Source organism: Streptomyces sp. NPDC055025, from assembly GCF_053608565.1.
In genome coordinates this window covers 1-25,153 of the sequence record NZ_JBSGVS010000097.1, presented here as the reverse complement: position 1 = coordinate 25,153, position 25,153 = coordinate 1, and the positions used below count along the sequence as shown (strand labels likewise).

General features: G+C 69.9%; 21 protein-coding genes. 17 read left to right on the top strand and 4 right to left on the bottom strand.

All coding sequences use genetic code 11. The features are described from left to right. Positions 1-529 precede the first annotated feature (529 nt). From ACWGDX_RS36765 to ACWGDX_RS36745, 5 genes are all read left to right on the top strand, one after another. Positions 530-1,561: an ABC transporter permease gene (locus tag ACWGDX_RS36765; protein WP_453632808.1), complete on the top strand. Its 1,032-nt coding sequence runs from the start codon at positions 530-532 to the stop codon at positions 1,559-1,561. A gap of 98 nt (positions 1,562-1,659) precedes the next feature. After that, positions 1,660-3,462: an ABC transporter substrate-binding protein gene (locus ACWGDX_RS36760; protein WP_453632806.1), complete on the top strand. Its 1,803-nt coding sequence runs from the start codon at positions 1,660-1,662 to the stop codon at positions 3,460-3,462. 115 nt (positions 3,463-3,577) lie between these two features. Further along, positions 3,578-4,555: an ABC transporter permease gene (locus tag ACWGDX_RS36755; protein WP_365902710.1), complete on the top strand. Its 978-nt coding sequence runs from the start codon at positions 3,578-3,580 to the stop codon at positions 4,553-4,555. A 10-nt stretch (positions 4,556-4,565) separates the two neighbouring features. Then, a complete protein-coding gene (locus tag ACWGDX_RS36750; RefSeq protein ID WP_453632804.1) occupies positions 4,566-5,627 on the top strand; it encodes an ABC transporter ATP-binding protein in 1,062 nt (353 codons plus the stop codon). A 25-nt stretch (positions 5,628-5,652) separates the two neighbouring features. Then, the gene (locus ACWGDX_RS36745; protein WP_453632802.1) at positions 5,653-6,786 is read left to right on the top strand and encodes an ABC transporter ATP-binding protein; all 1,134 of its coding nucleotides are present in this window, start codon (positions 5,653-5,655) and stop codon (positions 6,784-6,786) included. Positions 6,787-6,871: 85 nt separating this feature from the next. Here the strand turns inward: ACWGDX_RS36745 and ACWGDX_RS36740 are convergent, their stop codons facing one another. Then, positions 6,872-7,774, bottom strand: coding sequence for a hypothetical protein (locus ACWGDX_RS36740; RefSeq protein ID WP_453632800.1), 903 nt, complete (start codon positions 7,772-7,774; stop codon positions 6,872-6,874). Between the two features lie 111 nt (positions 7,775-7,885). On the opposite strand from ACWGDX_RS36740, the gene ACWGDX_RS36735 reads away from it, so the two are divergent. From ACWGDX_RS36735 to ACWGDX_RS36710, 6 genes are all read left to right on the top strand, one after another. Beyond that, a complete protein-coding gene (locus tag ACWGDX_RS36735) occupies positions 7,886-8,815 on the top strand; it encodes a GNAT family N-acetyltransferase (protein WP_453632798.1) in 930 nt (309 codons plus the stop codon). Positions 8,816-8,984: 169 nt separating this feature from the next. Further along, positions 8,985-10,613, top strand: a complete 1,629-nt coding sequence (locus ACWGDX_RS36730) for a peptide ABC transporter substrate-binding protein (protein ID WP_453632796.1) — start codon at positions 8,985-8,987, stop codon at positions 10,611-10,613. Positions 10,614-10,635: 22 nt separating this feature from the next. Beyond that, positions 10,636-11,559, top strand: a complete 924-nt coding sequence (locus ACWGDX_RS36725; protein WP_453632794.1) for an ABC transporter permease — start codon at positions 10,636-10,638, stop codon at positions 11,557-11,559. Continuing rightward, positions 11,552-12,547, top strand: a complete 996-nt coding sequence (locus ACWGDX_RS36720) for an ABC transporter permease (RefSeq protein WP_453632793.1) — start codon at positions 11,552-11,554, stop codon at positions 12,545-12,547. The genes ACWGDX_RS36725 and ACWGDX_RS36720 overlap by 8 nt, the downstream gene beginning before the upstream one ends. Before the next feature lie 32 nt (positions 12,548-12,579). Next, positions 12,580-13,554 carry an ABC transporter ATP-binding protein gene (locus tag ACWGDX_RS36715; protein WP_453632791.1) on the top strand — a complete coding sequence of 325 codons (975 nt, stop codon included), beginning with the start codon at positions 12,580-12,582 and terminating at the stop codon, positions 13,552-13,554. Beyond that, on the top strand, positions 13,547-14,587 hold the full coding sequence (locus tag ACWGDX_RS36710) for an ABC transporter ATP-binding protein (protein ID WP_453632789.1): 1,041 nt from the start codon (positions 13,547-13,549) through the stop codon (positions 14,585-14,587). The genes ACWGDX_RS36715 and ACWGDX_RS36710 overlap by 8 nt, the downstream gene beginning before the upstream one ends. Positions 14,588-14,759: 172 nt before the next feature. Here the strand turns inward: ACWGDX_RS36710 and ACWGDX_RS36705 are convergent, their stop codons facing one another. Further along, positions 14,760-16,967 carry an alpha/beta fold hydrolase gene (locus ACWGDX_RS36705; protein WP_453632787.1) on the bottom strand — a complete coding sequence of 736 codons (2,208 nt, stop codon included), beginning with the start codon at positions 16,965-16,967 and terminating at the stop codon, positions 14,760-14,762. A gap of 156 nt (positions 16,968-17,123) precedes the next feature. On the opposite strand from ACWGDX_RS36705, the gene ACWGDX_RS36700 reads away from it, so the two are divergent. From ACWGDX_RS36700 to ACWGDX_RS36685, 4 genes are all read left to right on the top strand, one after another. After that, positions 17,124-17,318 (top strand): hypothetical protein, encoded by a 195-nt coding sequence (locus ACWGDX_RS36700; protein WP_046497980.1) that lies wholly within the window; start codon positions 17,124-17,126, stop codon positions 17,316-17,318. Between the two features lie 199 nt (positions 17,319-17,517). Beyond that, positions 17,518-18,477, top strand: a complete 960-nt coding sequence (gene mshB / locus ACWGDX_RS36695; RefSeq protein ID WP_453632785.1) for an N-acetyl-1-D-myo-inositol-2-amino-2-deoxy-alpha-D-glucopyranoside deacetylase — start codon at positions 17,518-17,520, stop codon at positions 18,475-18,477. Next, entirely contained in the window at positions 18,474-18,890 is a 417-nt protein-coding gene (locus ACWGDX_RS36690) for a DUF6113 family protein (protein ID WP_453632783.1), read from the top strand. Before mshB ends, ACWGDX_RS36690 begins: the two co-directional genes overlap by 4 nt. A 196-nt stretch (positions 18,891-19,086) precedes the next feature. Further along, positions 19,087-21,222, top strand: a complete 2,136-nt coding sequence (locus tag ACWGDX_RS36685) for a hypothetical protein (protein ID WP_453632781.1) — start codon at positions 19,087-19,089, stop codon at positions 21,220-21,222. A 163-nt stretch (positions 21,223-21,385) separates the two neighbouring features. On the opposite strand, the gene ACWGDX_RS36680 is transcribed toward ACWGDX_RS36685, so the two are convergent. Then, positions 21,386-22,228 (bottom strand): transglutaminase family protein, encoded by an 843-nt coding sequence (locus tag ACWGDX_RS36680; RefSeq protein ID WP_453632779.1) that lies wholly within the window; start codon positions 22,226-22,228, stop codon positions 21,386-21,388. A 17-nt stretch (positions 22,229-22,245) separates the two neighbouring features. Continuing rightward, positions 22,246-23,334 (bottom strand): GNAT family N-acetyltransferase, encoded by a 1,089-nt coding sequence (locus ACWGDX_RS36675; protein WP_453632777.1) that lies wholly within the window; start codon positions 23,332-23,334, stop codon positions 22,246-22,248. A 140-nt stretch (positions 23,335-23,474) separates the two neighbouring features. Here ACWGDX_RS36675 and fdxA point away from each other — a divergent pair, with 140 nt between their 5' ends. Together fdxA and dapC are read left to right on the top strand one after the other, a co-directional pair. Then, positions 23,475-23,795: a ferredoxin gene (gene fdxA / locus ACWGDX_RS36670; protein ID WP_003985062.1), complete on the top strand. Its 321-nt coding sequence runs from the start codon at positions 23,475-23,477 to the stop codon at positions 23,793-23,795. A 182-nt stretch (positions 23,796-23,977) separates the two neighbouring features. Next, positions 23,978-25,090, top strand: a complete 1,113-nt coding sequence (gene dapC, locus ACWGDX_RS36665; protein ID WP_453632776.1) for a succinyldiaminopimelate transaminase — start codon at positions 23,978-23,980, stop codon at positions 25,088-25,090. The last annotated feature ends 63 nt before the right edge of the window (positions 25,091-25,153 follow it).

The window sequence follows — 25,153 nt, the reverse complement described above, 5'->3', positions numbered from 1 at the left end:
GCCCCCGCTTGATCGCGGGGGCCGGGCCGTTCGTCGTGTGACCTCCGCTACGCATGGGAGCGGGGCGCGATCGTCCGGTTCTGGAGGGTGACCGTTCCGAGGTGTTCCGGGCAGCTTGACGTCAAGTTCGTTTTTGTGGATCGCGTCCGATTATCGGCCGGTGGTCACCGGATGGTGTGTTAACGGTCCGTTTCGCGGGTGTCTGCCTGGGATAACTTTGTCCGGATTTCGGGCGGACGGGGGGTGTCGATGTTGCCAAAACGAGACCCTTTAAGTGTGGTTTACGGCCCGGCCGTACTTAATAGTTGGCCATTGAGCTCGGGTCAATGGGTCAAACGCTATGGGGAGCGTCGACTCACGAGCACACACTCGGGGTACTTGGAAACCGCACTGTCAGGGGTGTCAGCGCGCGTAGACAGTGCCCTTCTTGTAGTGACAAGTGGACTCATGAGGAGGACCCCATGCGTGGTGCCATAAGCACCAAATGGGTCGGGCGCGCGGTAGTGATCCCCACGGGGGAAGAGCGATCGTGACAAGTCCAGTACAGACCGAGGGCGCCTCGTCGTCCACCGTTCCCGACGCGTCCGACGGGTCGAAGGACGGGACCCAGGAGGCCAAGACGCTCGCCGGGCTCTCGCCCGGCCAGTTGATGTGGCGCCGCTTCAAGCGTGACCGTACCGGGGTCGTCTCCGCCGTGGTCGTCATCGTCTTCTTCGCGGTCGCGCTTCTCGCGCCCGTGATCAAGATGATCTACGGCAAGGATCCGTACACCCTGTACGGCCAGGACAGTCTTGATCTGCTCGACGAGTTCAACATGCCGACCGGCACCTTCGGCGGTATGTCGGCCGACCACTGGTTCGGTATCGAGCCCAACCTCGGCCGCGATGTGTTCATGCAGCTCATATACGGCATGCGCACCTCGATCTACACGGCGCTGGTGGCGACGATCCTGATGGTCGTCGTCGGCGTGCTGATCGGACTCGTCGGCGGCTACTACGGTGGCAAGATCGACTACTGGCTCGGCCGGCTGACCGACTTCCTGCTGGGCTTCCCCAGCCAGCTCTTCTTCATCGCCTCCATGCCGGTCGTCGTCGCGGCCTTCGTCCGCCCCGACGAGGAGACCCCCACGGCTCTCCGTGCCGGCGCGATCATCGTGGTGCTGTCGTTCCTCGGCTGGATGGGTCTGGCCCGGCTGGTCCGCGCCGCCACCCTCTCCCTGCGCGAACGGGAATTCGTGGAGGCCGCCAGGATCGCCGGCGCGTCTCCCTGGCGCATCATCCGCAAGGAACTGCTGCCCAATCTGGTCACACCGATCCTGGTGCAGGCCACCCTGCTGCTGCCGTCGACCATTCTCGCGGTCGCCTTCCTTTCCTTTGTCGGTGTCGGCTATGTGGAACCCACCCCGGACTGGGGCCGCATGTTCGCGACCGGGGCCGGCATCTACGAGCAGGACCCGGCTTACATGATCTTCCCGGGTGTCGCCATGGTCATCTTCGTCGTGGCGTTCAACCTTCTCGGCGACTCGGTTCGAGACGCCTTCGACCCGAAGTCCGGACGCTGACGTTCAGCCGAGGGGCTGCTGCCACCCGGGCGCCGGTCCATACCGGATGCGCCAGGCAGCACAGTTGGATCACTACTGACAGATAGGTACTCATCACCATGAGCATCTTTGGCACGCGCAAGACACGCGCTGTCGTCGTCGCCCTGGCGGCCGGCTCGCTGGCGCTGACCGCCTGTGGCGGCAACGACGGCAGCAGCGGGACCAAGGACAAGGGCAAAACCCAGGAGGACGCCGCCAAGCAGTCGGCGGCGGTTGTCTACGGTGACGCCAAGGCCTCCACCGGACCCGCGGCCGAGGTGCCCGGTGCCAAGCCCGGTGGCACCCTGACGGTCTACCAGGAGTCCGACTTCTCGCACCTGGACCCGGGTCAGAGCTATGTCAGTGACGCCAAGCTGCTGGACCGTCTGATCCAGCGCGGTCTGACGCAGTACCAGGAGGACGACAACGGCAAGCTCACCCTCGTGGGTGACCTGGCCACCGACTCCGGCAAGCAGACCGACGGCGGCAAGACCTGGACCTTCACCCTCAAGGACGGGCTGAAGGACCAGAACGGTGGCGCCATAACGTCCGCCGACATCCGCCACACCATCGAGCGCCTCTACGCGCCGTTCATCACGGACGGTCCGATCTACGTCCAGCAGTGGCTGTCCGGCACGGGCACCACCTACCGCGAGGCGCTCCCGGACGGTCCGTACAAAGGCAAGCACCTGCCCGACTCGGTCCTGGCGACCCCGGACGACAAGACGGTCGTCTTCAAGTTCAAGGACCCGCAGCCCGACCTGCCGCAGGCGCTCGCGATGCCCGGCTACTCGGTGGTGCCCGAGAAGGCGGACACCAAGGAGAAGTACGACACGGCCCCGGTCTCGACCGGCCCGTACAAGATCTCGGACTTCAAGCCGGGCAAGTCGATGACCCTCGTCAAGAACGAGAACTGGGACGCGAAGACCGACTCGGTCCGCCACCAGTACGTCGACGGCTTCAACATCGAGTACAACCACGACGACCCCGACCAGACCAAGACCCTTCTGGCCGACCGCGGCGAGGCCAAGAACGCCGTGATGTTCACGGGTCAGGTCGCCACCAACGAGGTCCGCAACGTCGTCAACGACCCCGAGGCGATGAAGCGCACGATCCAGGGCTACGCCCCGTACGTGTGGCAGCTCAACTTCAACCTGGACCGGCTGACGGACAAGAAGGTCCGGGACGCCATCACCTACGCGATGCCGAGCGCGCAGATCTACAAGCTCGACGGTGGCGCCTACGGCGGTGAGACCGCGACCGGTCTGATCTCCCCGACCACCCCGGGCTACGAGAAGGGTTACGACCCCTTCGGCAAGCTCAAGAAGCCGAACGGTGACATCGAGAAGGCCAAGGCGCTCATCAAGGAGGCCGGCGCTGAGGGCCAGAAGGTCGTCTACGCGTACGGCAACACCCCCGTCCGCCAGCAGCAGGCCGTCGTCATCGCCGACCGGCTGAAGGCGATCGGTCTGGATGTCGTCAAGAAGGAGATCGACTCCACCACCTGGTACGAGCAGGTCGGCAAGGTCGACAACGGCCTGGACCTCTACATGACCGGCTGGGGCCAGGACTGGCCGTCCGCCTCCACGGTCATCCCGCCGCTGTACGACGGCAAGCAGATCCAGGACGGTTCCTCCGTCTACTCGCACATCAACGACCCCAAGGTCAACTCCGAGATCGCGCGCATCCTGAAGATCACGGACCCGGCCGAGGCCCAGGAGGCGTGGACGGCGCTGCACCACGACATCGTGGAGCGGATCAACCCGGCGGCGCCGATCTACTTCACCAAGGTGTTCCAGATCTTCGGCTCCAACGTCGGTGGTCTGCGCTACTCGACCGACGCGAGCTACGTCGACGTCACGCGTCTGTTCCTGAAGAAGTAAGCAGCGTGTAGGCCGGGCCCGGAGGTGCGCACCCGGCGGAGTGCGCACCTCCGGTCCGCCGGTCCTCACCTCTCGACCCCCTCACAGCCGCCGTCCTGAGAGCAGCGACCAAGCCATGCTTCAATTCCTTACTCGCCGGGCGTTCGGCGCAGTCCTGACCCTTTTTCTGATCAGTGCCGTCACGTTCTTCATGTTCTTCGCGATCCCCCAGGACCCCGCCCTGCTCGCGTGTGGCAAGAACTGCACTCCGGACGCGCTGGCGGTCATCCACCAGAACCTCGGCCTCGACAAGCCGGTGCCCGTACAGTTCTGGGACTTCATCGTCGGCATCTTCGCCGGCCGGGATTTCGCGGTCGGCCACTGCGCCGCCCCCTGCTTCGGTGTCTCCTTCGACAACCAGCAGATGGTGTGGGACACCATCATCGACCGGTTCCCCCTGACGCTCTCCCTCTCGGTCGGCGGTCTGATCGTCTTCCTGATCGTGGGCCTCGGCACCGGCATGCTGGCCGCGTGGAAGAAGGGCACCCCCACCGACAAGGTGTTCAGCTCCGTCTCGCTGGTGCTCAGCTCGCTCCAGATCTACTTCCTCGGCCCGGTCGTGCTCGGTCTCTTCGTCTACAGCACCGGCTGGCTGAACAAGCCGAAGTGGGTCCCGCCGTCCGAGAGCCTCAGCGGCTGGTTCATGGGCCTGCTGATCCCCTGGCTGGTCATGTCCGTGATCTTCACCGCCAACTACACGCGTATGTCCCGGTCGACCATGATCGAACAGCTCCAGGAAGAGCATGTCAGGGCGGCCCGCGCCAAGGGCATGGGCAGCCGCTACGTCTTCTTCCGCTACGCGTGGCGCGGCTCGCTCATCCCGATCGTCACCATCCTCGGTATGGACCTCGGCGCCCTCTTCGGCGGTGCGATGGTCACCGAGATCACCTTCGGACTGCCCGGCATCGGCCGGCTGGCCCGTGACTCGGTCATCGACAAGGACCTGCCGCTGACCATGGGCGTGATGATCGTGAGCGCCGCCTTCATCCTTCTGTTCAATGTCATCGTGGACGCCATGTACGCCGTCATCGACCCGCGCGTACGTCTGTCCTAGGAGAACGACCGTGACCACACTCACCAAGACCCAGGACGCCCCGGCCCCGAACGCGTCGGACCCGTTCCTGTCGGTGCGCGATCTGCGTGTCCACTTCTCCACCGAGGACGGCGTCGTCAAAGCCGTGAACGGACTCTCCTTCGATCTGGAGCGCGGCAAGACGCTCGGTATCGTCGGCGAGTCGGGCTCCGGCAAGTCCGTGACCAATCTGTCCATCCTGGGGCTGCACAACCCGGAGTCGTCATCCGTCACGGGCGAGATCCTGCTCGACGGCGAGGACCTCACGGATGTTTCGGGCAAGCGGCTCGAAAAGCTCCGCGGCAACAAGATGGCGATGATCTTCCAGGACGCGCTCACCGCCCTGTCGCCGTACTACACCGTCGGCCGGCAGATCGCCGAGCCGTTCATGAAGCACACCGGTGCCTCCAAGAAGGAGGCCCGCGCACGGGCGATCGAGATGCTGGGCAAGGTCGGTATCCCGGATCCGAAGAACCGGGTGGACGACTATCCGCACCAGTTCTCCGGCGGTATGCGCCAGCGCGCGATGATCGCCATGTCGCTGGTGTGCAATCCCGAGCTGCTGATCGCCGACGAGCCGACGACCGCCCTGGACGTGACCGTCCAGGCGCAGATCCTCGATCTGCTCAAGGACCTCCAGCAGGAATTCGGCTCCGCGATCATCCTGATCACCCATGATCTGGGCGTCGTGGCCAATGTCGCCGACGACCTGCTGGTGATGTACGCGGGACGCGCCGTGGAGCGCGGCTCCGTGCGCGAGGTGCTCAAGCAGCCGCAGCACCCCTACACCTGGGGCCTGCTCAGCTCGATGCCGCGCCTGTCGTCCGATGTGAGCGAGCCGCTTCAGCCCATCCCCGGCACCCCGCCCAGCCTGCTGAACCCGCCCTCCGGCTGTGCGTTCAACCCGCGCTGTGCCTATGCCGACCTGGTGGACGGGGGGCGCTGTCTGCACGAGCGCCCGCTGCTCCCGCAGGGGCGCGGCGCCGCCTGCCATCTGCCGGCGGACCGCAAGCAGCAGGTTTTCATCGAGAAGATTCAGCCCCGGCTGGGCTGATGTACCGGCGACTGGGGCTATGACCATGAGCGAGAAGAACACCACCACACCCGTCACGGACGCGGGCACACCGCGCCGTGACCCCGCCTCGGCGACCGAGCCGCTGCTCGAAGTGAAGGGCCTGACCAAACACTTCCCGATCTACGGCGGCTTTCCCATCAAACGGAGGGTCGGCGCGGTCCAGGCCGTCGACGGCGTGGACCTGAGCGTCTACCCGGGCGAGAGCCTCGGCCTCGTCGGCGAGTCCGGCTGCGGCAAGTCGACCACGGGGCGGCTGTTCACCCGGCTGCTGGAGCCGACCGCGGGCACGATCACCTACCGCGGCCGGGACATCACCCGCGCCTCACGCAGGCAGATGGCGCCGATCCGGTCCGAGATCCAGATGATCTTCCAGGACCCGTACGCCTCGCTGAACCCGCGGCAGACGGTCGGCACGATCATCTCCAGCCCGATGGAGATCAACGGCATCAATCCGCCCGGCGGCCGTGAGGCCCGGGTGCGGGAGCTGCTGGAGATCGTCGGGCTCAACCCGGAGCACTACAACCGCTTCCCGCACGAGTTCTCCGGCGGTCAGCGCCAGCGCATCGGGGTGGCCCGCGCGCTCGCGCTGGAGCCGAAGCTGATCGTCGCGGACGAGCCGGTCTCCGCGCTCGACGTCTCGATCCAGGCGCAGGTCGTCAATCTGCTCCAGGACCTCCAGCGCGATCTGGGCATCGCCTTCGTCTTCATCGCCCATGACCTGGCGATCGTGCGGCACTTCTCGCAGCGCGTCGCCGTGATGTACCTGGGCAAGGTGGTGGAGGTCGCGGACCGCGACTCGCTGTACCAGCGCCCCCGCCACCCGTACACCCACGCCCTGCTCTCGGCGGTGCCCGAGGCGGACATCGACCTGGACAAGAAGGAGCGGATCCGGCTCGCCGGCGACGTGCCCTCGCCGATCATGCCGCCGTCCGGCTGCCGGTTCCGTACGCGCTGCTGGAAGGCCCAGGACAAGTGCGCCACGGAGGAGCCGCCGCTGCTCCAGATCGCGGGCAACCGCGAGGGGCATCTGACGGCCTGCCATTTCCCGGAGGAGCCGACGACGGAGGCACGGGGCGAGGATGTCGTCCTGGACCCGGCGCTGGTGGCCATCGAGAAGGAGCTGTCCGAGGAGGCGTGAGCCGCCCCGGCCGTGCGCCGATGTACGGAAGGGCCCGTGCCCGAGGAGCTTCCTCCGGCGCGGGCCCTTCCGGTGTCCGCGCCCGCTATTCGAGCGCCCGCTGTCCGAGCACCCGCTCGATGCCCTGCCGTACGAACTCCCGTGCCAGCTCGCCCCGGTGAGACGCCCACCGGCCGGACGCGGGGTCGTTCGCGGGGCCGGACACCGGGCCCGACGCGGTGTCGTTCGCGGGAGCGGACTCCCGGTCGTTCGCGGGAGGGACCGCGGCACCTCCGCCGCGCGTTCCGTATCTGCGGCGGGCGATGTCGTCGACGACCTCGGCCGGCGCGCCCCGCGCGCGCAGCTCGTCGAGCGCCTCCCGCTTGGTGACCAGCCGGCCCTCGCGCAGGGTCACCGCCGCCCGCGCGAAGGTCAGCATGCCCACATCGACCCAGATGTCCTGGAGCCACAGCTCGGGCCTGGCGGTGACCCGGAGCCAGTAGCCGCGCAGCTCGGCGCGGATGAAGTCCGTCAGCTCCGTGTCGCTCACCTCGGGCAGCAGGCCGGACGGCCCGGGGCCGCTCAGCACCCGGGCGCCCAGGGCCAGTTCACGACGGGCCACCGGGGTCACGGGCCGTTCGAACCACTCACCGAGGGCCCAGGTCGGATGCGTGCGCCCGGTGTCCGCCACACCGGTGAGCGGCAGATACGTGCAGTGCAGCGAGCGGCCGTACGGCACCTCGGCGACCAGCCGTTCATGGACGGCGCGCAGCCGCTCCTCCTGTACGCCGGTGAGTTCGCCGCCGACCAGCGCGATCAGATCGAGGTCGCTCCGGCCCGGCCGGAAGTCCCCGAGCGCCAGTGAACCGTGTGCCCAGAGCGCGACCGGGGCCGCCACCGCGCCCAGGTCGGCCCCGAAGCGGCCGAGAAGCCGTGCCACCTCGGTGTCCCCGGTGCCCGTGGTGTCCTCGGTGTCCCCGGTGTCCTCACTGTCCTCGCCGTCCGCCATACGGACCACCCTCCCACCCGCGCGGGTACGGGAAAGGGACGGGGTACGCCCGTGCCGCGCCGGTCGGAAATGCCGTTGCGAGGAGGTTCCGGCCTCCGGACAGTGGGCGCCATGGCTCTTTCCATACGTCCCGTCACGCTCGACGACGCCCCCGCGATCCGCGATCTGCTCAATGTGATCGACACCATCGAGATCGGCCGGCCGGAGACCGATCTGAACGAGGTGGCGGCCGACCTCAGGCACCCGGAGGCGGACCTCGCGCGCAATTCCTGGCTCGCCCACGAGGGCGGCGAGCTGGTGGGTTACGGACTGCTGTGGGACGACTCGGGCGCCGAGCGCATCGATGTGGACCACTATGTGCTCCCGGGCCACGACGCGGCGGCGGTCCTGCTGTTCGACCTGATGGAGGCACGCGCCGCCGAGCGCGCCCGGGAGAACGGCGCCGGGCGGGCCGTCGTCCATCTGCATCTCAACATCGACCCCACCCTGGACACCGCGATCATCACGGGACGCGGCTGGCAGCGCGTACGCCGCTACCAGGTGATGACCCGTGAGGTGTCCCCGGAGACCTGCCCGGTGCCCGTACCGCCGCCGGGGGTGACCCTGCGCCCGTGCACCGCCGAGGCCGACCGCAGGCTGGCGCACGAGCTGCGCGAGCGTACCTTCGCCGAACACTTCGACCACCAGCCGCGGACCTACCGGCAGTGGCTGGACGACCTGGAGGCCGAGCGGTTCGACTGGTCGCTGGTCTGGATCGCCGCCGTCGAAGGGCTGGGCGACGCCGGTCTGCTGGTCAGCAGGAACGACCGCGAGTCGCAGGGCTGGATCAGCAATGTCGGGGTGGTCAAGGAGGCGCGTGGCCGGGGGCTCGGCGGATATCTGCTGCGCCACTCCTTCGCGGTCTTCGCGGGACTGGGCCGTGACCAGGTCGGTCTCGGGGTGGACACCCGGAACGCCTCGGGGGCGCTGAGGCTGTACGAGGCCAACGGCATGGGGCTGTACTTCTCGGTGGACACCTGGGAGGTCACGCTCCCGGTGTGACGGGCCCGGCCTGGCGTGATCCGTTGCGACGTGTTCCGTTGTGACGGGCCGTCATACCGTCGGCCCCCGGCCGCCCCGTACAGCCGCCGCCGACGTGCGGATGATCACCGCGTGGGGTGTATTGGGGGACACGGAGGACGACCCGGCGCCCGGTGAGGAGGCACGTTCGATGCGTGGAGCCGCACCCGTCACATGGGCCGTGTACGCGGTGGCCGCCGCCCTCACCGCGACAGCGTGCGGCGGGGGGAGCGCCGGCGCCGCCGGGGGACCCGACGGGGTGCTCTCCTCCTCCTGGGGCGATCCGCAGAACCCGCTGGAGCCCGCGAACACCAATGAGGTCCAGGGCGGCAAGGTCCTCGACATGATCTTCCGGGGGCTGAAGAAGTACAACCCGAGGACCGGCAGGGCGGAGAACGCCCTCGCCCGGCGGATCGACACCACGGACTCGACGAACTTCGCCGTCACCCTCAAGGACGGCTGGACCTTCAGCAACGGCGAGCCGGTCACGGCGAAGTCGTTCGTGGACGCCTGGAACTACGGCGCGCATCTGAGGAACAACCAGAAGAGCGCGTACTTCTTCGAGTACATCGAGGGGTACGACAAGGTCCACCCGGCCTCGGGCCGGCCCACCGCGGCCACCCTCTCGGGCCTCCGGGTCACCGGCCCCCTGTCCTTCACCGTCAGACTGTCGCAGCGCTTCTCCACCTGGCCGGACACCCTCGGGTACGCCGCGTTCGCGCCGCTTCCCCGGGCGTTCTTCGACGACCACGACGCCTGGCTCGCCAGACCCGTCGGCAACGGCCCGTACGCGGTCGAGAAGTACACCAGGGGCGCCCAGATGTCGCTGCGCACCTGGAAGGGCTACCCGGGCGGCGACAAGGCGCGCAACGGCGGAGTGGATCTGCGGGTCTACACGGACGGCAACACCGCCTACACCGATCTGGTCTCCGGCAATCTCGATCTGGTCGACGACGTCCCGGCCGCGCAGCTCAAGAACGTCAGGGCCGATCTCGAAGGCCGGTACATCAACACCCCCGCCGGCATCCTCCAGAGCCTCTCCTTCCCGTACTACGACCCGGCCTGGAACACCCCGGGCGCCGTCAAGGTCCGCACCGGCCTCTCCATGGCGATCAACCGTGAGCAGATCACCGAAACGATCTTCCGCGGGACCCGCACCCCCGCCACCGACTGGACCTCCCCGGTCCTCGGCGCGGACGGCGGCTACAGAGCCGGGCTCTGCGGGAAGGCCTGCGCCTTCGATCCGGCCTCGGCGAAGAGACTGATCGCGGAGGGCGGCGGTATCCCCGGCGGCCGGCTCACCCTCACGTACAACGCCGACAGCGGATCGCACAAGGAGTGGGTCGACGCGGTCTGCAACAGCATCAACAACGCGCTGGGCAACGACAGATCGTGTGCTGGCAGCCCGGTCGGCACCTTCGCGGACTTCCGTAACAGGATCGGCCGGAAGAAGCTCACCGGCCCGTTCCGCGCGGGCTGGCAGATGGACTATCCGCTGATCCAGAACTTCCTTCAGCCGCTCTACTACTCCAACGGCTCGTCCAACGACGGCAAGTGGGCCAACGCCCGGTTCGACGAACTGGTCGACGAGGCCAACGCCGATACGGACACCGCGACGGCGGTCCGCAAGTTCCAGCAGGCCGAGGAGGTCGTACGGGACGAGATGGCGGGGATCCCGCTCTGGTACCAGAACGGCAGCGCCGGTTACGCGGCCCGGATCTCCCATGTCGAACTGAACCCCTTCAGCGTGCCGGTCTACAACGAGATCAAGGTCGGCTGACACCGGGAAGGGGGAGCACCTCATGGGACGTTATGTGATCCGCCGTCTGCTCCAGATGATCCCCGTCTTCATCGGGGCCACCCTGCTGATCTTCCTGATGGTCCATGTGATGGGCGACCCGATCGCGGGACTCTGCGGCGAGAGACAGTGCGATCCGGCGACCGAGGCCCGGCTGCGCCAGGAGTTCGGCCTCGACCAGCCGGTGTGGCAGCAGTATCTGACCTATATGGGCCGTGTGTTCTCGGGCGACTTCGGGACCGCCTTCAACGGCCAGAAGGTCATCGACCTGATGGCGTCGGCCTTCCCGGTCACCATCCGGCTCACCCTCGTGGCCGTCGCCTTCGAACTCGTCATCGGGGTCGTCCTCGGGGTGATCACGGGTCTGCGCCGGGGCCGCCCGGTCGACACCTCCGTACTGCTGCTGACGCTCGTGGTCATCGCCGTACCGACCTTTGTCACCGGGCTGCTGGCGCAGCTCCTGTTCGGCGTCAGGTGGAGGATCATCCAGCCGTCGGTCTCCTACACCGCGCCGTTCGACGAGCTGATCCTGCCCGGACTGGTGCTGGCGTCGGTCTCCCTGGCGTATGTCACCCGGCTGACCCGCGCCTCGGTCGCCGAGAACGCCCGCTCCGACCATGTCCGTACCGCCGTCGCCAAGGGACTGCCCAGACACCGGGTGATCACCCGCCATCTCCTGCGGAACTCGCTGATCCCGGTGGTCACCTTCATCGGCACGGACATCGGCGCCCTGATGGGCGGCGCCATCGTCACCGAGCGGATCTTCAACATCCATGGCGTCGGATTCCAGCTCTACCAGGGGATCCTGCGCCAGAACACCCAGACCGTCGTCGGCTTCGTGACCGTGCTCGTCATCGTCTTCCTGCTGGCGAATCTGCTGGTCGACCTGGTCTACGCCGTTCTCGACCCGAGGATCCGCTATGCCTGAGCCGCAGTGCGCCCGACCGAGGACCACCGCCGTCGCCGCCTCCGCGGCGGGCGCCGCGACCGTCCTCGCCGCCGGTGAGGCCGAGAGGCCCGCCGCCCCGGAGCGGCGGCCCGGGAGCCCCGGCGGCGGCGCGCCCACCGGACGGCCCCGCGGTCTGTGGTCGGACGCCTGGCACGATCTGCGCCGTAACCCGGTCTTCCTCGTCTCGGCGCTCGTCATCGTCTTCCTGGTGGCCATCTCGGTCCGGCCGTCCCTGATCGCCGGCGGCAACCCGCTCTCCTGCGATCTCGCCCGTGCCCAGGAGGGCTCCCGGCCCGGCCATCCCTTCGGCTTCAACGGACAGGGCTGCGACATCTACACCCGTACGGTCCACGGCGCCAGGACCTCGGTCGTCGTCGGGGTGCTCGCCAGCCTCGGGGTCGCCGTGACCGGCTCGGTCCTCGGCGCCCTGGCCGGGTTCTTCGGCGGGGTCTGGGACGCGGTCCTCTCCCGGATCACCGATGTCTTCTTCGCGGTTCCGGTGGTGCTCGGCGGACTCGTCCTGCTGTCCCTGGTGGCGGGCACCACCGTCTGGCCGGTGATCGGTTTCATGGTGCTGCTCGGCTGGCCGCAGATCTCCCGGATCGCCCGCGGGTCCGTGATCACGGTCGGCCAGAACGACTTCGTGCAGGCGGCGCGGGCACTCGGCGCCTCCCGCACACGGATCCTGCTCCGGCACATCCTGCCCAACGCCGTCGCGCCCGTGATCGTTGTGGCGACCATCGCGCTCGGTACGTTCATCGCGCTGGAGGCGACCCTCTCGTACCTCGGTGTGGGGCTCAGACCGCCCGCGGTGTCCTGGGGGATCGACATCTCGGACGCCTCGCCGTACATCCGCAACTCCCCGCACATGCTGCTCTGGCCGGCCGGCGCGCTGGCGGTCACCGTCCTCGCGTTCATCATGCTCGGCGACGCGGTACGCGACGCCCTCGACCCCAAGCTGCGCTAGTGCTGCGACCCGCGATTCCAGGGAGTCCGCCCATGCTGCTCGACGTACGCGATCTGCGTGTGGAGTTCCGCACCCGCGAGGGTGTCGCCAGGGCCGTCAACGGCGTCAGTTACGCGGTGGACGCCGGCGAGACGCTCGCCGTGCTCGGCGAGTCCGGCTCGGGCAAGTCCGTCACCGCGCAGGCGGTCATGGGAATCCTGGACTCGCCCCCCGGCCGGATCACCGGCGGTGAGGTGCTCTTCCAGGGCCGTGATCTGCTGAAGCTCAAGGAGGAGCGGCGGCGCCGGATCCGGGGCGCCGGGATGGCGATGATCTTCCAGGACGCGCTGTCCGCGCTCAACCCCGTGCTCAGCGTCGGCACCCAGCTCGGCGAGATGTTCGTGGTGCACCGCGGGATGTCCCGCCGGCAGGCGCGGGCACGGGCCGTCGAGCTGATGGACCGGGTCGGGATCCCGGCGGCCCGGGAACGCGTCGGCGATTATCCGCACCAGTTCTCCGGCGGTATGCGCCAGCGCGTCATGATCGCGATGGCCCTCGCGCTGGAACCCCCGCTGATCATCGCCGACGAACCGACCACCGCGCTCGATGTCACCGTCCAGGCCCAGGTCATGGAGCTGCTCGCGGAGCTGCGCCGCGAGCTGGACATGGGGCTGGTCCTGATCACCCATGATCTCGGGGTGGTCGCCGACGCCGCGGACCGGATCGCGGTGATGTACGCGGGGCGGATCGTGGAGACCGCGCCGGTGCACGCCCTCTACAAGGCCCCGGCCCATCCGTACACCCGCGGTCTGCTGGACTCGGTCCCGCGCCCGGACCGCAAGGGCCGGGAGCTGTACGCGATCAGGGGCCTGCCGCCGAATCCGCTGCGCGTCCCGCCCGGCTGCGCCTTCCACCCCCGCTGCCCGATCGCCCGGGACATCTGCCGTACGGACGAGCCCCCGCTCCACGACATCGGCGGGGGCCGGCACAGCGCCTGCCACTTCTGGCGGGAGGCACTCGATGGCTGAGGCCCTTCTGGAAGTCACCGACCTGGTCAAACACTATCCACTGACCCGCGGCGTCCTGGTCAGGAAACAGATCGGGGCGGTACGGGCCGTCGACGGGATCTCCTTCGGTCTGGCCGCCGGGGAGACCCTCGGCATCGTGGGGGAGTCGGGCTGCGGCAAGTCGACCGTGGCGAGGATGCTGGTGAATCTGGAGCGGCCGACGTCCGGTCGGATCCGCTACAAGGGCGAGGACATCACCCGGCTGTCGGGGCGCGCGCTGAAGGCGGTGCGCAGGAACATCCAGATGGTGTTCCAGGATCCGTACACCTCGCTCGATCCCCGGATGACCGTGGGCGACATCGTCGGGGAGCCGTACGAGATCCATCCCGAGGCGGCACCCAAGGGCGACCGGCGCCGCAGGGTGCGGGAACTGCTGGATGTGGTCGGGCTCGACCCGGAGTACGTCAACCGCTATCCGCACCAGTTCTCCGGCGGGCAGCGCCAGCGCATCGGTATCGCCAGGGGGCTGGCCCTGCGGCCGGAGATCATCGTCGCCGACGAACCGGTCTCCGCCCTCGACGTCTCCGTCCAGGCGCAGGTCATCAATCTGATGGAGCGGCTCCAGAACGAGTTCGCGCTCTCCTATGTGTTCATCGCCCATGATCTGTCGATCGTCCGGCACATCTCCGACCGGGTCGGAGTGATGTATCTGGGGCGGCTCGCCGAGCTCGGCTCGGACCAGCAGATCTACGACCACCCCACGCACCCCTACACCCAGGCGCTGCTCTCCGCCGTGCCGGTGCCCGATCCGGCGGCCCGCGAGAGGCGGGACCGGATCGTCCTGGCGGGCGAGGTCCCGTCCCCGGCGCACCCGCCGTCCGGCTGCCGGTTCCGTACCCGCTGCTGGAAGGCGCGGGAGCGGTGCGCGGTGGAGGAGCCGGAGCTGGCGGTCCCGGCGGCCTTCCTGGGGCAGGAGGGACCGGCCGCGCATCCCTCCGCCTGTCATTTCGCGGCGCGGCGACGGATCGTATCGGCCGCGGGGGGCGAAACGTAATAAAACACATCAATTTCGTTAACACACAGGCAACTTCACGGACGCGACACCGATATACGAACGCGTCACGCTGAACTCCGTACGGCCGTGCGGGTGCCGTAGATCGGCCGGGGCTCTGGGAGCCCCGGCCGGTCGCCTCTGTGCCGGGCCGTTCCGGCCGCCGCTCCGCGGGTCAGTCCAGGCCCAGCGACCGCTTCAGGAAGTCGACCTGGAGCAGCAGCAGATTCTCCGCGATCTGTTCCTGCGGTGTCATATGCGTCACACCGGTGAGCGGCAGCACCTCATGGGGCCGTCCCGCGGCGAGCAGCGCCGCGGAGAGCCTGAGGGTGTGTGCGACGACCACATTGTCGTCGGCGAGTCCATGGATCAGCATCAGCGGCCGTACGGGCAGCTCGGGCGCCGAGAGTCCGTCGTCCGTGACCAGCGAGTGCGCGTCGTACACCTCGGGCGCCTCCTGCGGGGTGCCGAAGTACCGCTCCTGGTAGTGGGTGTCGTAGAGCCGCAGATCGGTGACCGGGGCGCCGGAGACCGCCGCGTGGAAGACATCGGGGCGGCGCAGGACCGCGAGCGCGGCGAGCCAGCCGCCGAAGGACCAGCCGCGGACCGCCACCCGCTCCAGATCGAGCGGGAAGCGGTCCGCGAGGGCGTGCAGCGCCTCGATCTGGTCGTCCAGGCTGAGCAGCGTGTTCCGCTTGACCGCCTTCTCCCAGGCGGGGGAGCGGCCCGGGGTGCCCCGGCCGTCGGCGACGATCACCGCGAACCCCTGGTCGGCGAACCACTGCGAGGTCAGATACGCGTTCTGCGCGGCGACCACCCGCTGGCCGTGCGGACCGCCGTAGGGATCCAGCAGAACCGGAAGCGGACCATCCGATTCCTGGTAGTCGGCCGGCAGGAGCACGGCGCACGGAATCCGGTGCGCGCCCGCCTCGGTGAGCGTCGGGTGAGCCGTGAGCACCGGCTGTTCGGCGTACGAGGTGATGGTGGCGAGCCGCTCGCCGTCCCTGAGGACCTGTGCGGACGAGCCCGGGGCGTCCGGGGCGGCCGACACCAGTACGGATACTCCGCCCGACCGTACGGCCGTGTGCACACCGGCGCCCGCGGAGATCCGCTCCACCCCCAGATCGCTGACTCTGTACACATGAATCTGGCCAATTTCTGGATCACCCGCCTCCTCGCCGGCCGATGCCGAGATCAGGACATCCCGGTCACCGATGTCCAGGACCGCGCGCGGATGCAGCTGCGGTCCGGTCAGCGGCCGGTCGCCGAGCACCAGGACCCGCGCGCCCCCCTCGTCGGCGAGCCGCACCAGCCGTCCGTCCGGCGTCCAGGCCGGCACCCCGGGGGAGAGCTCCAGCCACGCGGGGTCCTCGTCCTGGTGCACGGTCCTGGTCGCGCCGGTCTCCGTGTCCACCGCCAGATAGAGCTGTCCGCGCTGGTCACGGCTCTGTACCAGCAGCAGGGGGGCGCCCTCGGACGCCCAGTGGACCCGGGCCAGATACGGATACCGAGCCCGGTCCCAGGTCACCTCCGTACGCCGCGCGGACCCGCCGTCCGGCCCCTCGCCGTCCGGCCCCTCCAGGGGGACCAGGAAGAGCCGTACGTCCGCGTTGGGCGTGCCCGCGGCGGGATAGGCGACCTGGGCCGGCTCCCGGTCCGGGTGGGCGGGATCGGAGATCCACCAGCGCCGCACAGGTGAGGTGTCCACCCGCGCGACCAGCAGCCGGTCCGATCCGGGCGACCACCAGAAGCCGCGGGTACGGCCCATCTCCTCGGCGGCGATGAACTCCGCGAGACCGTAGGTGACGTCCGCCCCTTCGGCCGTCCCGTCGTCTGCCCCGTCGGCCGAGCTCCCGCCGGGTCCGGCCAGCTCACGGTCGCCTTCCCCGTCCGCTCCGATCACCCGGAGCGCCCCCTCGGCCACATAGGCGATGTGCCGGCCGTCGGGCGCGGGCCGCGGATCGATCACCGGTCCCCGTACGGGCAGTTGGCGCGCGGTGCCGGCGCGCAGCTCGGCCGTGTACAGCCGCCCGGAGAGCGCGAACGCGGCCATTTCGACCGCATTGTCCACCGCGTAGCCGACGATGCCCTCCGCCCCCTCGCGACTTCGCTCGCGGCGGGCCCGCTCCTCGGCGGAGAGGTGCTCCACGGCGCCCCCCAGCAGCGTCCTGGGGTCCGCGGCGAGCCGCTCCCGACCGCCGGGGCCAGGGCCTTCGAGATCGAGCACCCAGAGGGCGTTCACGCGGTCCGACCCCGAGGCGGACCGCAGGAAGACCACCCGCGCTCCGTCGGGCGAGACCGCGAACGCGCGGGGAGCGCCCAGAGTGAACCGCTGTGTCCTGGCGTGCTGGCGTGGGAACGAGTGCTCGTGGCTCAAGGTCATACGACCGAAACTAGTGCCCGTGCGCCCCCCTGTGCTGCCGTGCACCGACCGATGCGTACGTACGGATAGTTATGATCCGTAGCGCAAGGTGGGTAGGAATCTGCAGGCACATGCATGCCGCTCTTTCCCGACTGATATTTATGGAGGTGAACCGCCGTGGCACTCTCGATTTCGGCGGTGGTGCTGCTGGCGATCATCGTCTTCCTGCTGGTCCGGAAATCCGGACTGAAGGCCGGTCACGCGGTGGTCTGCATGCTGCTCGGGTTCTACATCGCCAGTTCGTCCATCGCTCCCACCATCAGCGAACTGACCACGAACGTGGCGGGGATGATCGGCGGGATCAAGTTCTGACCCCCGCCTCATGACGTCCGACTCGTGACCCCCGCTCCGTGATCCCCGGTTCGTCGGTCCTCGACCAGCCGGCCTCCGACTCCAGCCGCCGCCGGAGCCGCTGCCCCGGGCTTCCGGCCCTCCTTCCGACTCCGCTCGCCGTCCCCCGGCCGCCGCCCACCGGCCGGGGGTTTCACGGGCGGCCTCGTAGGCTGTCCTCATGACCGACCAACCCGCCCGTCGTCTGCTGCTGGTGCACGCGCACCCGGACGACGAGTCGATCAACAACGGCGCCACCATGGCCAAGTACGCCTCCGAGGGCGCTCTGGTCACCCTGGTGACCTGCACCCTCGGGGAGGAGGGCGAGATCATCACGCCCGGTCTCGCCCATCTCGCCGCCGACCGGGAGGACGGCCTCGGCGCCCATCGCATCGGTGAACTCGCCGCGGCCATGGGGGAGCTGGGTGTCTCCGACCACCGGTTCCTCGGCGGTCCCGGCAGATTCCGGGACTCCGGGATGATGGGCCTGCCGCAGAACGACCGCGAGGGCGCCTTCTGGCACACGGAGGTCGACGAGGCCGCGGGGCATCTGGTCGAGGTGATCCGCGAGGTGCGTCCCCAGGTGCTGGTGACCTACGACCCGAACGGCGGCTACGGCCACCCCGACCATATCCAGGCCCACCGCGTCGCCATGCGCGCCGCGGCACTGGCCGCCGACAGCGCGTACGGCCCCGGGCTCGGCGCTCCCCACTCGATCGGCAAGATCTACTGGAACCGGGTGCCGCGTTCGGTGGCCGTGGAGGGATTCGCCCGGCTTCATGACACTGGTACCGATTTTCCCGGTATCGCCGAAGTCGACGACATCCCGGGGGTGGTGGACGACTCGGAGATCACCGCGGCGATCGACGGCGCGCCCTACCGGGAACGCAAGGCCGCCGCGATGCGGGCCCACGCGACGCAAATCGCCGTCGACGGGCCCTTCTTCGCGCTCTCCAACGATCTGGGCCAGCCGATCTTCGCCGCCGAGTACTACCAGTTGGTGCACGGGGTGTCCGGAGCGTCCGCCGGTGAACGCGAGAGCGATCTCTTCGCCGGAGTCACTGAAGACAGTGGAGACGCGGGAGCCGCCGGAGACGCGGAAGACGGCGCGGCGGGCCTTGGCAGTGGGACCGTCGCATGAGTGAGCTGAAGCGGCCGCAGGCCGCCGACGGGCTCCCGACCCCGCCCCGGCCCTCCCGTATCGCCGTCTACGTCGGCCTCGCCGTGCTGGGCGCCCTCGTCGCCCTCGCGGGCTCGTTCGTCCAAGGCGGCTGGTTCCCCGGCGGTTTGGTGCTGGCCCTGCTCGCCACCGCCGGTGTCTTCTTCGGCGGACTGCGTGTCACCGGAACCCAGATGGGCGTGGGAGCGCCCGCCGGGGGCTGGCTGATCGCGGCCGTCCTGCTGAGCGTCGGCCGCCCGGAAGGCGACGCGGCCTTCTCCGCGGGCGTCGGACCGCTCATCTATCTGCTGGGCGGGATGGCGGTGGCTGTGATGTGTGCCACCATGTCGCGGTTGCCGCAACCGGGCACGAAGTCCGGCCGACTTGGGAAGTGACGCGCCCGTCATCCACTGAATTGCCCCCGTCAGCACGGCCCGCGAACCATGGCTTCACACGGTCGTGGGGTGCCGGCCGGCTGGGGCCAGTATGGTGGTGCGCGCTCCGGGCCTTCCCCTCGCCTTCGGCTGTGGGGGACCTGAACAGTTGAGTACCAGTAAGAACGGGCGGCGGAGCCAACCGGGAGAACCTGCTTTGAGTCGTGAAACTGACAGTTCGTCCTCCGGGCCCCAGGGGCGCGGCGGAGCCGCGTACCCCTCGGGGACACCGCCGTACGGATCCCGCCAGTATCCGTCGTCGCACCCCCAGCAGGATGCTCCGGAGGAGACCGACACCGCGCTCGCCCCTCAGCCGGACGAGCCAAGAACCGAAACCACACTGACCACACGCATCCGGATCAACATCCCGGGATCGCGGCCGATCCCGCCGGTCGTGATGCGTACACCCATGGGCGAGAGCGACACCGCGGGCGGCCGGGGCGTCAAGGCCGCCGAGCTCACGAGCGGCGCCCAGATGCCCGAGCAGGGCCAGGACGGGGCGGACGCCCTGGGCGGCCCGGCTCCGGACGAGAAGCCGGCCGCGGACAAGCCCGCGAACGACTGGTTCGCGCCACGCAGGTCCTCGACGGGCCCGGCGGGCGGCACGGGAACGGGCACCGGTACGAGCGCGGGCATGGGCGCGGGCGCGGCCGCCGTCGCGGGCGTCTCCGTGCCGGCGCAGGCCGACCCCGGCACCGGCCGGCTCACCGACACGCCGTACTACGCCGACTACTCCGAGCCCCCGCAGGCGCGGTCGCACCCGTCCACCGGCGGCGGCCCGCACGGCGATCCCTCCGGCGGCACCGCGCTGCCGGTCCAGGGGACCGGCGGCTTCGGGCCCGGTGGCGGGCCCACCACACCGGCGCTCGGTATCCGTACCCCCGGCGCTCCCGCGGGCCCCAGCGGCCCGACCGGGGGACCCGTCACCGGCGGTGCCTCACTGGGCACCCCGCCCCTGGCACTGGGCGCCGGGCCCGGCCAGGCCCAGGGCGGGCAGGGCGGTGCGCCGCGGATGTCCGACGACACCGCGGAGCTGACCCCGCAGCAGCACGCGCCCCAGCCGGGACCCGGCGGCGGCCATGTCTCCGGGGACACGCTCACCAGCGGTATCCCCGTGGTCCCGCCGGAGCACCGCTCGCCCTTCCCGGGTCCGGGAGCGCAGGGCGGCGGCGCGCACGCCGACCAGGACCGGCGGCCCGGTGGCCCCGGCACCCATGGCCAGGACCAGGACTTCTCGGCGCCGGACTTCCCCGGTCCGATCGGTTCCACGCAGGGCGGCGGGCCCTCGGCCGCCGCTCCGGCCCGGTCCGCCGCTCCGGCGGCCCCCGCCCCCAAGCCCGTCAAGAAGAAGGGCCGGTCCAAGCTGGCGCTCCTTGTTGGCGTCCTGCTGGTGGCGGGCGGCGGTGTGTACGGCGCGGGTCTGCTCATGAACCACTCCGACGTACCGAAGGGCACCACTGTCCTCGGGGTCGACATCGGCGGCGGAACCCGTGACGCGGCGGTCATCAAGCTCGACGCGGCCCTCGGCGAGCGCGCCTCGGCGCCCCTGCTGCTCAGCGTCGGCGGCAAGACCGAGGAGCTCTCCCCGGACAAGGCGGGCCTCAGCCTGGACAGCCAGGCGACGGTCCGGGCCGCGGCCGGCAGCGACTACAACCCGGTCTCGGTGATCGGCTCGCTCTTCGGCGGGCAGCGGATCGCCCAGCCGGTGATTCCGGTCGACGAGGAGAAGCTCAGCGCCGCGCTGACCGATCTGGCCGGTGTCTCGGGCTCGGCCACCGAGGGAACGGTCAAGTTCGAGCCGGGCCGAGCCGTCGCCATACCGGGCAAGTCGGGCCAGTCGCTCGATGTCAGCCACTCGATCATCTCGGTACGGGACGCCTACCGTTCCCAGGTCCAGACGGGCCGTACGAACACCGTCGAGCTGCCCATCGCTCCTCGCGATCCGACGATCACACAGGCAGAGCTGGACCGGGCGATGAACGAGTTCGCCAAGCCCGCGATGTCCGATCTGATCACGATCAGCGCCGGCGACAAGCAGATCCAGTTCGGCCCCGCCAAGTCGCTGCCGAAGATCCTCTCGATGAAGGCGATCGACGGCCGGCTGGTGGAGGTCTACGACAAGAAGGCGATCGAGGAGCTTCTGGAAGGCGTCTTCGACGGCATCACGATCACCAAGGGGGACGGCAAGGAGCACCCCGTCTCCGCCGACGATGTCGCCCAGGCGATGCAGAAGGCACTGCTCGGCACCACAACCGCCGAACGCACCCAGGTGATCGATCTCGACCCCAGCTAGTCGGTTTGGCCGATCGGCTGTACCGGAGCCCCCGTCCTCTTCTGGGCGGGGGCTCCGGCGCGTCCGCCGACGGTGTGTTCCGTCGCGATCGGGCCGAGTGGGTGAGTGGGTGAGTGGGTGAGTGGGTCAGGGCGGTCCGCTTTGGGCGGTCCGCTCGGGGCGGTCAGTTGAGCATCGCCCGTGCCGCCCGTGCCCGGCGGCGGATCGCTTCCGCCGTGGACGGCTCGACGGCTGCCACCACCTCCGCGTACTCCTCCAGCTCCGTCGCGCCCTGGAGGAACTCCCCGCGCTGGACGAGGAGTTGGGCACGGTCGTAGCGCAGTCGGGCCGGGTGCGCGGGGAGCAGCAAGGAGAGTTCGACCGCCCACAGCGACACATCGGTGCGCTCGGGGCGGGTGGCCGCCCAGGCACGGATGTTGTTCAGGACACGCAGCACGATGCCGAGCGGATCGGCCGGGGCGAAGAGGGTGTCCAGCGCCGTGTCCTCCAGGGTCCCGCCCGTCGTACCGGTCACCAGCAGCGCGGTGTCCGCGCTGGTCAGCAGCCGTCCGCCGGCGAAGGGATCGGCCAGGATCCGTTCGCCGGGATCGCCGAAGCCGACCACGAAATGGCCGGGCAGGGCCACCCCGTACACCGGCGCCCCGGCCCGTCGCGCGACCTCCATCCACACCACCGAGAGCAGGATGGGCAGTCCGCGACGGCGCCGCAGCACCACCGGCAGCAGCGAGGAGTCGAGGCGCTGGTAGTCGGCGGGGGAGCCTTCGAAACCGCATCGCCCGCCGAGCAGTTCCGCGAGCGCGACCGCCCAGGCGCGCGCCCCGAGGACGCCGAAGGGCAGCAGCCCCGCGAGCCGGTCCAACTCGGCCTGGGCCGCGTCGATACCCGCCTCGCCCAGGGCGGGATCGGCCTCGGCGCCCACCAGGAGACAGAGCGTCGCCAGGTCGGGACGGTCCGCGCGGGCCTCCAGGGCGAAGCGGCGGCGCGGGTCGTCGGATTCCGGTCGCATATCGGCCTCGTACCCGCTCAGGGCGATCGGAAGTAGTGGTAGCGGTGGTGGACGGCGAAGCCCATGGCGTCGTACAGCGCACGCGCCCCGGTGTTGTCCGACTCCACCTGGAGCCAGGCGGCGGACGCACCCTCCTCCAGCGCGCGCCGGGCGAGCGCGGTCATCACGGCCGTCGCCAGGCCCTCGCGGCGGTGGGCCGGGTCGACCTCCACCGCCATGAACCCCGCCCAGCGTCCGTCGACCACACACCGGCCGATGGCCGTGGGCACGTCCCCCGTTCCGGGCACCGAGGCGAACCACACCGAAGGGCCGCCGGCCAGTACGTGGAGCACATGGGGTCCCGGCACGCCGGACCGCTGGTAACGCCGGAGCCAGCCGGTGGCCGTGCCTGTGTCCGTGCTCGTGCCCGTGCCTGTGCCCGCGCCCGTGTCCGGATCCGCGTCCGTGCCGATGGAACCGATGGAGCCGATGGAGCGGTCCAGCCGTACCCGCGAGAGGGCGGCGTCCCCGGCGTCCTGGTCCCCGATCGCGGCGAGCGCCCCGATCCGTACCTCCGTGGTCGTCTCCCGCCGCCAGCCGCGCCGCTCCAGCTCCGCGCAGAGCGTCTCCTGGGTGCCCTCCGCGCCGGTCGCGGCCTGGATGTACGCGGGCAGCCCGCGCTCCCCGTACCACCGCCGTACGCGCTCCAGCGCCTCGTCCAGCGTTGTCCCCGGGTCGCCGAGGGGCAGGACGGAGTTGGCCCGCCGGGTGAAGCCTCCCGCGGCCCGCAGCAGCCACTCGCCGAGCGGTTCGCTCTCCACCGGCTGCCAGGCGCGCGCACCGACCCGTGCCAGTTCCCGGAAGTCCGCCGCGGGCCCCCGGCGCCTGGCGGGCGCGGCCGGTACGACCTTCCCCGCGACCAGGGCCGATTCGGGGACGCGGACGCTCTCGCCGGTACGGCGTGTGATCAGCAACACACCCTTGTCCCACGATGTGAGAACGCCGACCGTGTCGGTGAACTTCTGCGCCCCCGTGCCCCCGCCCGTCAGCTGTCTGACCGAAACGCGTTTGCCCACGTCAGCCGGGGTCAGACGGACCCGGAGCCGTCCGCCCGCAGTGAATTCCACAGCTCTGTCCGCCCCTCCTGTTCGGATCGTGCTCAAGAACGGAGATACTAGATGCGGGCATCGACGACGCCGCGCTTCCGCGCGCCCGTGGACGGAGCCGCAGATCGGCCCGCCGCGCCCTATCGAGGAGGAACGACAGCGTGACCTACGTCATCGCGCAGCCTTGTGTCGACGTCAAGGACAAGGCGTGCATCGAGGAGTGCCCGGTCGACTGCATCTACGAGGGCTCCCGGTCCTTGTACATCCACCCGGACGAATGCGTCGACTGCGGAGCCTGTGAGCCGGTCTGCCCGGTCGAGGCCATCTTCTACGAGGACGACACCCCGGAGGAGTGGAAGGACTACTACAAGGCGAATGTCGAGTTCTTCGACGAGCTCGGCTCGCCCGGCGGTGCTTCCAAGCTCGGCCTGATCGAGCGCGACCACCCCTTCATCGCCGCGCTGCCGCCCCAGAACGGCTGACAGCGTGCCTCCCGGTCCCGTACGGCCCGCGCCGTACGGGACCGGGGTGTTTTCCCGGTACGGGTCCGCACGGTCCGGGTCCGCGCGGTCCGGTACGAGCCCGGTACGAGTGCCGTCCGGTACAAGTGTGTACCGTCCGGTACGAGTGTGTACGAGAAGTGTGTACGAGAAAGAGTGAGCACGTGTCCGCTGTCTCTTCGCGCCTTCCCCTCTTCCCCTGGGACAAGCTGGAGCCCCACAAGGCGAAGGCCACGGCTCATCCCGACGGGATCGTCGATCTGTCCATCGGGACCCCCGTCGACCCGGTCCCCGAGCTGATCCAGCGGGCGCTGACCGCCGCCGCCGACTCACCGGGGTATCCGACGGTGTGGGGCACGGCCGCGCTGCGTGACGCGCTGACCGGATGGGTGGAGCGCAGGCTCGGCGCAGCCGGGGTCACACACGAGAACGTGCTGCCGGTGCTCGGTTCCAAGGAACTGGTGGCCTGGCTGCCGACCCAGCTCGGCCTCGGCGCGGGCGACCGGGTCGCGTATCCGCGGCTCGCGTACCCGACGTACGAGGTGGGGGCCCGGCTCGCCGGCACCGAGCCCGTTCCGTACGACGCGGAGACCTTCGGGGCCGACCCCGCGGGCGCCGGACTGGAGGATGTGAAGCTCCTCTGGCTGAACTCGCCGTCGAACCCGACCGGAGCGGTGCTGCCCAAGGACGCGCTGGCCCGGATCGTGGCCTGGGCGCGGGAGCACGGGGTGCTGGTCTTCAGCGACGAGTGCTATCTGGAGCTGGGCTGGGAGGCCGAGCCCGTCTCCGTACTGCACCCGGACGTCTGCGGCGGTACGTACGAGGGGATCGTCGCCGTCCACTCGCTCTCCAAGCGCTCCAACCTCGCCGGATACCGCGCGGCGTTCGTGGCGGGAGACGCGGCCGTCCTCGGAGGGCTGCTCCAGATCCGCAGGCACGGCGGGATGATGACCCCCGCGCCGGTGCAGGCGGCGATGGTGGCGGCGCTCGGCGACGACACGCACGTACGGGAACAGCGCGCGCGGTACGCGGCCCGTCGCACCGCGCTGCGCACCGCGCTGGAGGCGCACGGCTTCCGTGTCGACCACAGCGAGGCCAGCCTGTATCTGTGGTCGACGCGCGACGAGCCGTGCTGGGACACCGTGGCGCACCTCGCGGAGCTGGGCATCCTGGTCGCGCCCGGTGACTTCTACGGTCCGGGGGGAGCGCGCCATGTGAGGGTGGCGCTGACGGCCACGGACGAACGCGTCGAGGCGGCGGTCAAGCGGCTGGGCTGAGCGGCCGGGCCGAGCGCCGGGGCCAGAGGACGGGACGGCTACGGGGAGGGCCCGGGGAGCGGC